The following is a 12,166-nucleotide window of genomic DNA, read 5'->3' as shown; positions in this document are numbered from 1 at the left end:
TGTGCACATACGGCACCTCTCAGGAGGGGCGCCGTCACCAAGACGACAGGAGGTTCGTCATGGCCAACTCGTCCGCAGCCGCCGCCCGTCGGCGCCGCACCACCGGCCCTGCCCCCTCACTGAACGGCCCGGCGAGCGACATCCACCCCGTGCTGCGCCGCGCCACGGCCCCGCCCGCCGCCCTCGACCTGCTCGCCCAGGCCCGTGCCGGACTCGACGAGGCCGCCGCCCTCGAGACACCCAACGAGCGCTACGCGACGGCCCACCTGGCCGCCCTGCGCACCGCCGCCGCCGTGCTCGCCGCCCGCGGCCGGCCCGAGACCTCGCCCCGGGCCCGGGCCAAAATACGGAGCGCCTGGGAAGTGCTCCCCGAGATCGCGCCCGAGCTCACCGAGTGGAGCGCGCTGTTCGCCTCCGGGGCCCGGCGCCGCGCCCGGGCCGAGGCCGGCATCCAGGGCGCGGCGAGCAGCCGGGACGCCGACGACCTGATACGCGACGTGGCGATGTTCCTCCGCCTGGTCGAACGCATGCTGGTCCTCCAGCCGGTCCTGCCGTACCAGGGGCGCGGGGCCGTATAGAGGTGCGGCTCCGCCACGTGGGCGCGAAGGAGGTCCGGGGCGGGAGGGGAAGGGGCGGCGGGGGCGAAACACCTCGCGCCGCCCCCTGGGTCCCCGGCCGGGTGGCCGGCCACCACGGCACAGGCCATAGGGTGGACAGCGCCTGAAGCCCTGCCCGCCGGGGGAGGGAACCCGATTGCTCCGCCGAGGAAGAGGCGGTGCCGCGCCGAGGAGTCAACTACCGTGTCGGACCCGATGCGGCCCCGAGCCGCCCTCCGTACCGCCGTGGTCTGGGAGGTCCTCCAGGACGCCCTGGAACGCCGGGTCAAGGCGACCGGACGGCAGGCGCTGGACATCCTCGACACCGGCGGCGGCAGCGGCAACTTCGCGGTGCCCCTCGCCCGGCTCGGCCACCGGGTGACCGTCGTCGACCCCAGCCCCGACGCGCTGTTCGCCCTGGAGCGCCGCGCCGCCGAGGCCGACGTCGCCGACCGGGTCCGGGGCGTCCAGGGCGACGCCCGGGGCCTCTTCGACGTGGCCGAGCGCGGCGGCTACGACATCGTGCTGTGCCACGGCGTCCTGGAGTACGTCGACGACCCCGCCGAAGGCGTCCGCAACGCGGTGGCGGCCCTGCGCCCCGACGGCGTCCTCAGCCTGCTCGCCGCGGGCCTCGGCGGCGCCGTGCTCGCCCGCGCCCTCGCCGGTCACTTCACGGAGGCCAAGCAGGCGCTCGACGACCCCGACGGCCGATGGGGCGCCGGCGACCCCGTGCCGCGCCGCTTCACCGCCGACCGGCTCACCGCGCTCGTGGAGGGCGCGGGCCTGAGGGTCGGCGCCGTGCACGGCGTGCGGGTCTTCGCCGACCTCGTCCCCGGCGTGCTCGTCGACACCGAGCCTGGAGCCCTGGACGCGCTGCTGAAGCTGGAGGCCGCGGCGGCCGAGCTCGCCGCCTTCCACTCCGTGGCCACGCAACTTCATGTGCTCGGTGAGACGCGGGGGACCTCGGGGGCCTGAGCGGCTGCCGGGACGCGGTGCTGATCAGCGGCGCGTCCGGTGGCCCCGCCGTGCATGGAGTGCGCCACAGGCCCCCCGAATGGCGGCTTGGCGCCGTATGATCGAGGGAGACCGCCCGGCATGACGGGCCGGCCGCCGGGGAATGAGAAGTCTCAGCGGGCCGGGACGTGATGGCTGGTACCGGTTGGCCAATTGGCGCAGAGGGGCGGGTTTCACGGGGGCGATTCCCTGCCTATCCTGAAGGGACCCCCCGGGTCGCCCCGGCGACTGCACGATGAGGAGGACTCCGTGCCGCTCTCGGAGCACGAGCAGCGCATGCTCGAGCAAATGGAGCGAGCGCTGTACGCCGAAGATCCCAAGTTCGCGACAGCGCTCGAGGGAAGCGGGCTGCGTACGTACACCCGGCGACGGGTCTACCAGGCGGTCGCGGGCTTCCTCGTGGGTATTGCGCTCCTCATGGCCGGTATGGTCGCCCAGCAGGTCTGGCTCAGTGTCGTGGGGTTCCTCGTGATGCTGGGCTGCGCGGTCCTCGCGGTGACCGGCTGGCGCAAGGCGCCCAAGCCGGGGGAGCAGGCCGCCGGTGCGACGGGTACACCGCAGGCGGCGCGCCAGGGCAGACCGCGCCGCTCCGTGATGGACCGCATCGAGGAACGCTGGCAACGCCGTCGCGACGAGCAGGGCGGCCACTAGCGCCTTTGGCGCACACCCGAAGACATGGCTCAGGGGCGATCACCGAACGGTGGTCGCCCCTTCGGCGTCCGCCGCGGGCAGTCGTGGCGGGCCGTGGGGGCCGCCGGGGTGGGTGCTGGGCGGGGGTGAGTCGCGCGGCCCGGCGCTTGAGGGATGCCTCCCCGCTCTCGGCTCCTCCCCCACTCCCGGTTTCGCTCGAGCGGGGAGACCCCCACCGCCCTGGGGGCACCTCCCAGGCCCTCAAGGCACGGGGGGGAGGCACGACCCGCCCGCGGCTGACGCCGGAAGCGCCCCACCCCGCGAGGCCCGGTGGGTCTCAGCCCTGCTGTCGCGACGGCCTGCGCCAGGTCGGGCGCAGCGACAGGAGCCGCTGCCGGACCCCGGCCCACCACGCCGACACCACCCACACCACCCGCACAGCGGACCGCGGCGCGAACACCGCGCGCAACCGCACCCGCCGGCCGCCGGCCGAGGCCCGCAGCCCCGCCACAGCCCCCCGCACGTCATCCGTCAGCCCCACCACCGGCCGCGGCCGCGGCGCGTACAGGACCTGTTCCACCGCATCGGCCACCCGGTGCACCGACGCCGCCGCGTCCGGGCCGAGCCGGCCCAGCCGCACGATCCGGTCCGCCGTCCCGCGCGGGGTCAGTGACTCGTCCGGCGCGATGCCGTAGTCCCACGCCGCGTCGGTCAGCTCGTCCCAGACGGCCAGGACGTACGGCACCGCCTCCGCCTCCGAGCGGCCGTGTCCGCCCAGCCGCACCGCCCGGGTCCTCGCCCGCCACAGCATGGGCGACAGCGGCAGCACCAGCACCACGAGACCGGCCAGCGCCCATCCCAGCAGCGCGTACCACTTCGGCCCGTCGCCGCCCGTGGGCAGGGCCGCCTGCGGCGACTCGCTCTCGCACGCCCCGAGCTTCCTCCGCTCCGCCGTGCAGCTCTCGCTCTCCGAGGGCTCCGCCGACGGCTCCGCGGACGCGGTCTGTGAGGGCCGGGCGGGATCGGGCACCGTGTTCTCCGCGGTGTCCTGCACGGTGTACGACGGCGTCGAACCACGGGCCGGGGTCGGCTCGAACCGGGTCCAGCCCGCACCCTCGAAGTACAGCTCCGGCCAGGCGTGCGCGTCCCGCAGCCCGATCGAGACCGTGCCGTCCGCCTGCGGGGTGCCGGGCGCGAAGCCCACCGCGACCCGCGCCGGTATGCCCAGCGAACGGGCCATCGACGCCATCGCGAACGAGAAGTGCACGCAGAAGCCCTGCCTGTCCCGCAGGAAACGGGCGATCGCCTTCGAGTCGCTGCCGACGTCGACCTCGGTGTCGTACTCGAAGCCGCCGGTCAGCGTGAAGTACTCCTGGAGCTTGACCGCCTGGTCGTAGGCGCTGTCCGCGCCCTCGGTGACCTCGCGGGCGGTGCGGGACACCACGGCGGGCAGCGAGTCCGGCAGCTCGGTGTACTCGCGCTGCAGCGCGGGCACCGGCTCCGCCGCGTTGGCCAGCTGTTCCGCCGTGGGCCGCACGTGGAGGCTGCGCACCTCGTACGTCAGACCGCGCGTGTTCTGCCCGCGGTCGCCGACCAGCGTCATGTCGACGGGTTCGTAGCGCCAGTCACCCCGGATGCTCACCCCGCTCGGCGGGTACGGCATCGGCAGCCAGTCCTGGGCGTACCAGTCGGCGGTCGAGATCGTCGTGCCGATCTCCGTGCGCTCGATGTCGGTGCCGAGGCCCGGCGGCGTCGGGAACGTGCCGGTGGGGACGGTGGTGAAGGACCGCTTCGACGGCTTCCACGTGGTGCCGTCGAAGTCGTCCAGGGACACGATCCGCAGATACAGGTCGGACACGTCCGTCAGCTCGGAGCGCACCGACATGACCTGGCGGTCGTCGTCCCTGTTCAGCGAGTCCTGCAGCGACACCAGCAGGTTCACCGCCGAGACGGTGCCGTTCCCGCCGGTGCCCGAGCCGACTCCCGTACCGGTGGGGTCCAGCAGGCCGCCGTTCATCGCGGGCAGGCCGAGCGGCACCACCAGGGCGATGCCCAGCGCGACCGCGCCGATCCGTCGCCCGGTGCGCACCGGTGCGACGGCGCCGGGCGAGTCCCCGCCCGGGCCGGGCGCCCCGCCGAACACGCGCCCCCACTGGGAGAGCCGGTCCCGGCCCTCGGCGAGCAGCAGCATCAGATAGCCGGCCGCCGCCAGCAGGAACCACAGCCAGTCGATGCCGTTGTCGGCCAGCCCCGCGGCCACCGAGTACAGGGCGAGCAGCGGCAGCCCGGCAGGGGCCGCGCTGCGGAAGGTCACCGCGAGGGCGTCCACCAGCAGCCCGATCACCAGCACGCCGCCGACCAGCATCAGCCGGATGCCGTCGGACAGCGGCGCCGGGATCGCGTACCGGCTGACGTCGTTCCCGCCCTGCTCCAGCAGCTCGGCGAAGAAACGGAGGGCGTCGGGGCCGGGTATCAGCCCGGCGAAGGCGTGCTCACGCGCGAACACCAGGGTCAGCAGCACCAGCGTCACCAGGACCTGCGCCGCCACCGTCAGCGGACGCGCCAGCGGTACCCGCCGGGCCGCCGCGCCCACGCCCGACTGCACCGCCAGCAGGAACGCCGCCTGGAGGATCCAGGCCGCCGGGTCGACCAGCGGCAGCAGGGCGCACGCCGCCGCCAGTGTGGCCGCCCACGCGCACAGCGTCAGCCTCGCCCGTCCGCTGATCACGGTCCCTCCCCGCCACTCGCCGCGGCCAGGCCCGAACGCTCCCGGTCCGCCTGCCGCCACAACTCGTCCAGCGAGGCGCCCCGTGGCACGCCCAGCGCCGTCCAGCCCGCCTCGCGCAGCATCCGCAGCCACTCCCCGCGCCGGTCCGCCGCACCGGGCACATCGGTCGGTTCCCGCAGCCAGGTCCCGCTGTCCAGCAGGAAGGCGAGTGCGCCTCCGCTGCGCTGCCGCATCCGGGCGAGCACCGCGGCCTGCTCCTCGTCCAGGTCGCCGAGGAAGGCGACCAGCAGCCCCTCGTTCCCGCTGCGCAGCACGTCGTAGGCGCGGGACAGGCCCTCCTCGTCGGAGTGGTCCACCACGGCGAGGGCGTCCATCATCAGCCCGGCCGCGTCCGCGGACTCCTGGTTCACCCCCGCGAACCCGTCGGAACCCTCGCCCGGCACCGAGGTGCCGGTGTCGGTCAGCAGCCGCACCGAGAAACCGCGCTCCAGCATGTGCACCAGCACGGAGGCCGCACCGGACACCGCCCACTCGAACGCCGAGTCCGGTCCGGCGCCCGCGTAGGCGACGGCCCGGGTGTCGAGGAGCACCGTGCACCGGGCGCGCTGCGGCTGTTCCTCGCGGCGCACCATCAGCTCGCCGTAGCGGGCGGTGGAGCGCCAGTGCACCCGGCGCAGGTCGTCGCCGTGGCGGTAGCCGCGCGGGATCACGTCGTCCTCGCCGGCCAGCGCCAGCGCGCGCTGCCGTCCGTCACCGTGCCCCTTCGCCTCGCCGCTCAGCCGCACCGGCGGCAGCGGCTCCACGCGCGGGATCACCGTCAGCGTGTCGTACGTGGAGAAGGACCGGGTCAGCTCGCACATCCCGAACGGGTCGGACAGCCGCAGCTGCAGCGGGCCCAGCGGATAGCGGCCGCGCAGGTCGGAACGGACCCGGTAGGACACCTCGCGGCGCCCGCCCGCCTCCACCCGGTCCAGGACGAACCGCGGGCGCGGGCCGAGCACGTAGGGCACCCGGTCCTGGAGCATCAGCAGGCCCGTGGGCAGCCGCGAGACGTTCTCCATCCGCAGGTGCACCCGCGCCTCGGAGCCGGCGGGCACCCGCCCGGGGGAGAGCCGGCGGCTGCCGGCGACCCGGTAGCGGGTGCGGTAGAGCACGCCCGCGCACACCAGCGGAAGCACCGCCAGCAGCAGCCCGACCCGCAGCAGATCGCTCTGCCCCAGCACATACGCGCAGATCGCGGCGGCCACACCGGCGGCCAGGAAGGAGCGCCCGCGGGTGGTGAGACCGGCCAGGGCCGTCCTGACGCCGCTCCGGCCGCCCGTGTCGCCGTCCGTGTGGACGGCGCCGGCGGTGGTCATCACAGCCTCCGGGGCGGCTGGCCGAACTCCGGACCGCCGTGGCCGAGGCCGCTCCGCCGCGGGGTGTTCGCGGACGCCTGGGGGCGGTCCGCGGGCACCGGGGTGCGCTGGAGGATCTCCTGCACCACCTGTTCGGCGGTCCGGCGGTTGAGCTGGGCCTGGGCGGTGGGCAGCAGCCGGTGGGCGAGGACGGCCACGGCGAGTGCCTGCACGTCGTCCGGCAGCGCGTAGTCCCGGCCGCCGAGGGCCGCCGCCGCCTTCGCCGCGCGCAGCAGGTGCAGCGTCGCGCGCGGCGAGGCGCCGAGTCTGAGATCGGGGTGCGTGCGGGTGGCGGCGACCAGGTCCACCGCGTACCGGCGGATCGGTTCGGCCACGTAGACGTCGCGCACCGCCTCGATGAGCTTGAGGATCTCGTGCGCGTGCGCCACCGGCTGGAGGTCCTCCAGCGGGGAGACGCCGCCGTGCACGTCCAGCATCTGCAGCTCGGCCTCCGCGCTCGGGTAGCCGACCGAGACGCGGGCCATGAAACGGTCGCGCTGGGCCTCCGGCAGCGGGTAGGTGCCCTCCATCTCGACCGGGTTCTGCGTCGCCACGACCATGAACGGGCTGGGCAGTTCGTAGGTCTTGCCGTCGATGGTGACCTGGCGCTCCTCCATCGACTCCAGCAGCGCGGACTGCGTCTTCGGCGACGCGCGGTTGATCTCGTCGCCGATCACCACCTGCGCGAAGATGGCGCCCGGCTTGAACTCGAAGTCACGGTGCTGCTGGTCCCAGATGGACACACCGGTGATGTCCGAGGGCAGCAGGTCCGGAGTGAACTGGATCCGCCGCACCGAGCAGTCGATGGACCGCGCCAGCGCCTTGGCCAGCATCGTCTTGCCGACTCCCGGGACATCCTCGATGAGCAGATGTCCCTCGGCGAGCAGTACGGTCAGCGAGAGCCGTACGACCTCGGGCTTTCCCTCGATCACGCCTTCCACCGAATTCCGCACGCGCTCCACCACGGCGGTCAGATCAGTGAGGCTCGCTCGATCGTCATAGGTCGTCACCCGGCCCTCCTCGGCCTTTCCCCGCGCTCCGGAAAGGAGCGGGGGACCCCAAATGTCCCGGGCCGACGCCTTGCCGTGCGGACCGGCCCACCCCGAATCACGGACACCACGCGGGAAAAGTTCCGCGTGGCACCACTCCCGCATTCTTGCCGCCGTTACCGATTCGTGTCACTCGCCTGTGGACAACTGACAGCGATATGTCAGGTCTTGCGACGTCGAACGGCGTCCGGAGTCCGGGTTCCCTCCGGGGTGGGCGGCCGGGTCAGGCGGGGTCGATCTCGCGCAGCAGGCCCGTCTTCACGTCGAAGACGAAGCCGCGCACGTCATCGGTGTGCAGCAGGAACGGCGAGGTGCGCACGCGCTGCATCGACTGCCGTACGTCCTGGTCGACGTCCCGGAAGGCCTCCACGGCCCAGTTGGGGCGCTGGCCCACCTCCATCTCCAGGTCGTGCCGGAACTCCTCGGTGAGGGACTCCAGACCGCAGCCGGTGTGGTGGATGAGGACCACGCTGCGGGTGCCCAGTGCCCGCTGGCTGATGGTCAGCGAGCGGATCACGTCGTCGGTGACGACGCCGCCCGCGTTGCGGATGGTGTGGCAGTCGCCGAGCGACAGGCCCAGCGCGGCGTGCAGGTCGAGGCGGGCGTCCATGCAGGCCACCACGGCGACGTTGAGCACCGGGCGGGCGTCCATCCCGGGGTCGGTGAAGGCGGCCGCGTACTGCTGGTTGGCGTCGACCAGACGGTCGGTGACCGTGCCGTGGCCGGTGGCGGCGTTCTGGGGGCCGGTGGGAACCGATGTGGAAGTCGTCATACCCATGACGGTACTGGTCACGAGGGCATCGGGCCCGTTGTGAGAGGCGACAAAGAACGTCAGCGCGTCTTGGTGTGAGGTAACCCACAGGGGTGGTGTGAGCCCCCTCCCGCGGGTGATGTGTCCGATCCACCCCTTGACCTGCCGCGCGGACCGCGACGCGCAGGCCGGTTGATTGACCGGGCGGGACCGTGGACTAAAGTGGCGCGAAGCGGGAGGCGAGAGCGCCCGCTGCACTGATTTCCCCGGATCCCCCGGCGACGACCGGGGAATCTCCCCGCGTGCGCGGCGCGCACGTACGGCTCGGCCTCCTCCCGCCGCCCGGCCGACGTCTGACGGCGCCGGTCGCCCCTCACCGGGGGAGGGCGGGAACCCGGCGGTGCGTGAGCGCCGCGCCGGATTTGAGAGGGCCACTTGAGCCAGAGTCGACACGTCCCGGTGATGCTCCAGCGGTGCCTGGACCTGTTGGCGCCCGCCCTGGAGCGGCCGGGAGCGGTGGTGGTCGACTGCACGCTCGGGCTCGGCGGCCACAGCGAAGCCCTGCTCCGGCGGTTCCCCGAGGCCCGGCTCGTCGCCCTGGACCGCGACAAGGAGGCCCTGCGCCTGTCCGGTGAGCGGCTCGCGCCCTTCGGCGACCGGGCCACCCTGGTGCACGCCGTCTACGACGAGCTCCCCGACGTCCTCGACCGGCTCGGCGTCCCGCGTGTGCGAGGCGTCCTGTTCGACCTCGGGGTGTCCTCCATGCAGCTCGACGAGGCCGACCGCGGCTTCGCCTACGCCCAGGACGCCCCCCTCGACATGCGCATGGACCAGACGACCGGCGTCAGCGCCGCCGAGGTCCTCAACACCTACCCGGCCGGCGAACTCGTCCGCATCCTGCGCGCCTACGGCGAGGAGAAGCAGGCCAAGCGCATCGTGGCCGCCGTCGTGCGCGAGCGCGAGAAGGAGCCGTTCACGAACAGCGCCCGCCTGGTCGAGCTGATCCGCGACGCGTTGCCGCAGGCCGCCAAGCGCACCGGCGGCAACCCGGCCAAGCGCACCTTCCAGGCCCTGCGGATCGAGGTCAACGGCGAGCTGTCGGTGCTGGAGCGGGCGATCCCGGCGGCCGTGAAGGCCCTCGACGTCGGCGGACGGATCGCCGTGCTGTCGTACCACTCCCTGGAGGACCGGCTCGTCAAGCAGGTGTTCGCGGCCGGCGCCGCCACCACCGCCCCGCCCGGGCTCCCGGTCGTCCCCGAGCAGTACCAGCCCCGGCTCAAGCTGCTCACGCGCGGTGCCGAACTTCCCACCGAGGAGGAGATCGCCGAGAACCGCCGCGCGGCCCCCGCGCGGCTGCGCGGCGCCGAGCGGATCCGGGAGGACGTCGGTTGAGGCGCGGACGGCGCACGAGGCGGGTGACGGGCGGCCGGGCGTACGGGTGGGAAAAGCGAACTCAGGGGAGCGTGAGTGAGTAGGAAACCCGAACTGAAGGGGTGGCCCGAGCCGAAGGGGAGGCCCGAGCTGAAGGGAAGGGCGGCCCGGCTCGCCCGGCTTCTGCCCACCGGGCGCGCCCAGGCGGCGCGCACCCCCTTCGTCCTCCTCGTCGTCGTCCTCCTCGGCGGAGGTCTGATCGGCCTCCTGGTGCTGAACTCCGCCCTCAGCGAGGGCGCGTTCCAGCTCGACGACATCCAGCGGGAGACCAAGAACCTCACCGACGAGGAACAGGCCCTGCAACGGGACATCGACGCCTACTCCGCCCCCGACGCCCTCCAGCGCCGCGCCCGCGAGCTCGGCATGGTGCCCGGCGGCGACCCCGCCTTCCTCGGTCCCGACGGCAAGGTCAAGGGCGCACCCGGCGCCGCCCACGCCCCCCTGCTCCTCGCGCCCGGGGCGCCGGCCACCACGCCCACGCCCTCCTCATCGACCCCCGGCAGGTGACGGAAGTGTCCGACAGGGAACCGCCCCGCCGCCGGGTGCCCGGCCCCGCCAGGCCCGCCCGCCCGTCCGCCGGACAACGCCCCGGCCCCGGCGCCCGCCCGGCCCGCAGGCCCGCGGGACCCCGTCCCGCGCCCCCGAAGGCCATCCGGCTGGGCAGCCCGCGCCCCCGGCTGCGCCTGATCGGCGTGGCCCTGACCCTGGTCCTGCTCGCCTTCGCCGTACGGCTGTTCCAGGTGCAGGCCGTCGACGCGAGCACCTACGCCGCCAAGGCCGACCGGAACCGCTACGTCGGCCAGGTGCTGGAGGCCCAGCGCGGCGGGATCACCGACCGCCACGGCGTGGCCCTGGCGACCACCGAGGACGCCTACGACATCACGGCCGACCCCACGATGTTCGCCCCGGACGAGCTGGAGATCGCCGACGGCCCCGAGCAGGCCGCCGCCCTCCTCGCCCCGATCCTCGGCCAGGACCAGGACGAGCTGGTCGGGAAGCTGCGCCCGGAGAACAAGGCCCTGCGCTACGTCAAACTGGCAGCCCGCCAGACCCCGCAGACCTGGAAGCAGATCAAGGACCTGAAGACCGCGCTCGCCAAGAAGGCCGGGACGGACGACTCCACCGCCAACGTCCTGGCCGGCGTCTTCTCCGTGCCCACCAGCAAGCGGGTGTACCCCAACAACGAGCTGGCCGCCGGAATACTGGGCTGGGTCAACGCCGAGGGCAAGGGCGGCGGCGGCATCGAGCTCCAGCTCGACGAGCGGCTCGCCGGCCAGGACGGCAAGATCCGCTACGCCCAGTCCGGCGGCCGTCTCGTCCCGACCGCGGGCTCCACCGAGACCCCGGCCGTGCCCGGCAGCGACGTCGAGCTCACCATCGACCGCGACATCCAGTGGGCCGCGCAGAACGCCATCAGCGAGCAGGTGAAGGAGTCCGCGGCCGACCGCGGCTACGTCATCGTCCAGGACACCCGCACCGGCGAGGTCCTCGCGATGGCCAACGCGCCCGGCTTCGACCCGGGCGACCTCTCCGAGGCCGACCCGGAGGCGCTCGGCAACGCGGCCGTCCAGGACGCCTTCGAACCCGGCTCCACCGCCAAGGTGCTCTCCATGGCGGCGGTCCTCGAGGAGAACGCCGCCACCCCCGGAACGCACGTCGTCGTGCCCAACCGGCTGCACCGCGGCGACCGCCTCTTCAAGGACGACATCGACCACCCGACCTGGTACCTGACGCTCAACGGCGTCCTCGCCAAGTCCAGCAACATCGGCACCATCCTCGCCACCGGCCAGCTCGGCAGGACCCAGGCCCAGGCCAACAAGGTCCTCTACGAGTACCTGCGCAAGTTCGGCCTGGGCAGCCACACCGGGCTCGGCTTCCCCGGCGAGACCAAGGGCATCCTCGCCCCGCCGGACGAGTGGTCCACCTCGCAGCAGTACACGATTCCGTTCGGCCAGGGCGTCTCCATCAACGCCATGCAGGCCGCGTCCGTCTACTCGACCATCGCCAACGGCGGCGTCCGCGTCGAACCCACTCTCGTACGCGGCTCCAAGGGCCCCGACGGACGCTTCACCCCCGCCCCGGAGCCCGAGAGGACCAGGGTCGTCAGCGAGAAGACGGCGAAGACGCTCGCCCGGATGCTGGAGTCGGTCGTCGACGACGAGGAGGGCACCGGCACCAAGGCGCGCATCCCGGGCTACCGGGTCGCGGGGAAGACGGGTACGGCGAACCGCGTGGATCCGGCCACCGGCAAATACCACGGCTACACCTCGTCCTTCGCCGGCTTCGCCCCCGCCGACAAGCCCAGGATCACCGTCTACTGCGTCATCCAGAACGCCACCGAGGGCAGCTACTTCGGCGGCCAGATCTGCGGACCCGTGTACAAGCAGGTCATGGAGTTCGCCCTGAAGACCCTCCAGGTGCCGCCGACCGGCGCCGCCCCCGCCGACCTCCCGGTCACCTTCAAGCCCTGACCCGTACCGAGCACCGAGCCACCAGGAACCACCCCGTGACGACGAACACCCCCGACCCCGGGAACCGGAACGCCTCCCGCCCTTCGCCCACCCGTCACC

General features: G+C 73.6%; 10 protein-coding genes. 6 read left to right on the top strand and 4 right to left on the bottom strand.

Annotation, left to right across the window (positions count from 1 at the left end; translation table 11 throughout):
- Window positions 1-59 precede the first annotated feature (59 nt).
- From KUM38_RS37695 to KUM38_RS37685, 3 genes are all read left to right on the top strand, one after another.
- A complete protein-coding gene (locus KUM38_RS37695) occupies window positions 60-578 on the top strand; it encodes an SAV_6107 family HEPN domain-containing protein (RefSeq protein WP_217136581.1) in 519 nt (172 codons plus the stop codon).
- A gap of 222 nt (window positions 579-800) precedes the next feature.
- Window positions 801-1,571, top strand: coding sequence for a methyltransferase (locus KUM38_RS37690; RefSeq protein ID WP_217136580.1), 771 nt, complete (start codon window positions 801-803; stop codon window positions 1,569-1,571).
- Window positions 1,572-1,859: 288 nt separating this feature from the next.
- Window positions 1,860-2,261, top strand: coding sequence for a DUF3040 domain-containing protein (locus tag KUM38_RS37685; RefSeq protein WP_217136578.1), 402 nt, complete (start codon window positions 1,860-1,862; stop codon window positions 2,259-2,261).
- Window positions 2,262-2,577: 316 nt separating this feature from the next.
- Here the strand turns inward: KUM38_RS37685 and KUM38_RS37680 are convergent, their stop codons facing one another.
- The 4 genes from KUM38_RS37680 to KUM38_RS37665 all read right to left on the bottom strand — a co-directional run bounded on the left by KUM38_RS37680 (window position 2,578) and on the right by KUM38_RS37665 (window position 8,186).
- Window positions 2,578-4,968, bottom strand: a complete 2,391-nt coding sequence (locus KUM38_RS37680; protein WP_308409145.1) for a DUF3488 and transglutaminase-like domain-containing protein — start codon at window positions 4,966-4,968, stop codon at window positions 2,578-2,580.
- Complete coding sequence (locus KUM38_RS37675; RefSeq protein ID WP_217136576.1) at window positions 4,965-6,326, bottom strand: DUF58 domain-containing protein; 1,362 nt, start codon at window positions 6,324-6,326, stop codon at window positions 4,965-4,967. Before KUM38_RS37675 ends, KUM38_RS37680 begins: the two co-directional genes overlap by 4 nt.
- Window positions 6,326-7,375 (bottom strand): MoxR family ATPase, encoded by a 1,050-nt coding sequence (locus KUM38_RS37670; RefSeq protein WP_217136574.1) that lies wholly within the window; start codon window positions 7,373-7,375, stop codon window positions 6,326-6,328. The genes KUM38_RS37675 and KUM38_RS37670 overlap by 1 nt, the downstream gene beginning before the upstream one ends.
- Before the next feature lie 262 nt (window positions 7,376-7,637).
- A complete protein-coding gene (locus KUM38_RS37665; protein WP_217136573.1) occupies window positions 7,638-8,186 on the bottom strand; it encodes a carbonic anhydrase in 549 nt (182 codons plus the stop codon).
- 414 nt (window positions 8,187-8,600) lie between these two features.
- On the opposite strand from KUM38_RS37665, the gene rsmH reads away from it, so the two are divergent.
- The 3 genes from rsmH (at window position 8,601) to KUM38_RS37650 (ending at window position 12,067) form a co-directional block, all read left to right on the top strand.
- A complete protein-coding gene (rsmH, locus tag KUM38_RS37660) occupies window positions 8,601-9,557 on the top strand; it encodes a 16S rRNA (cytosine(1402)-N(4))-methyltransferase RsmH (RefSeq protein ID WP_217136571.1) in 957 nt (318 codons plus the stop codon).
- A 75-nt stretch (window positions 9,558-9,632) separates the two neighbouring features.
- Window positions 9,633-10,103, top strand: coding sequence for a septum formation initiator family protein (locus tag KUM38_RS37655; RefSeq protein ID WP_217136569.1), 471 nt, complete (start codon window positions 9,633-9,635; stop codon window positions 10,101-10,103).
- 5 nt (window positions 10,104-10,108) lie between these two features.
- Window positions 10,109-12,067, top strand: coding sequence for a penicillin-binding protein 2 (locus tag KUM38_RS37650; RefSeq protein WP_308409144.1), 1,959 nt, complete (start codon window positions 10,109-10,111; stop codon window positions 12,065-12,067).
- The last annotated feature ends 99 nt before the right edge of the window (window positions 12,068-12,166 follow it).

The organism is Streptomyces sp. AC558_RSS880 (genome assembly GCF_019049255.1).
In the GTDB taxonomy this organism is placed as follows: Bacteria; Actinomycetota; Actinomycetes; order Streptomycetales; family Streptomycetaceae; genus Streptomyces.
The sequence above is the reverse complement of the archived record's forward strand: the minus strand, read 5'-3'. Positions and strand labels throughout refer to the sequence as shown.

Bases quoted from the DNA above. Each gene is read 5' to 3' on its own strand.
- KUM38_RS37665 (WP_217136573.1), bottom strand. From the start codon at position 8,186: ATGACGACTTCCACATCGGTTCCCACCGGCCCCCAGAACGCCGCCACC.
- KUM38_RS37675 (WP_217136576.1), bottom strand. From the start codon at position 6,326: ATGACCACCGCCGGCGCCGTCCACACGGACGGCGACACGGGCGGCCGG.
- KUM38_RS37695 (WP_217136581.1), top strand. From the start codon at position 60: ATGGCCAACTCGTCCGCAGCCGCCGCCCGTCGGCGCCGCACCACCGGC.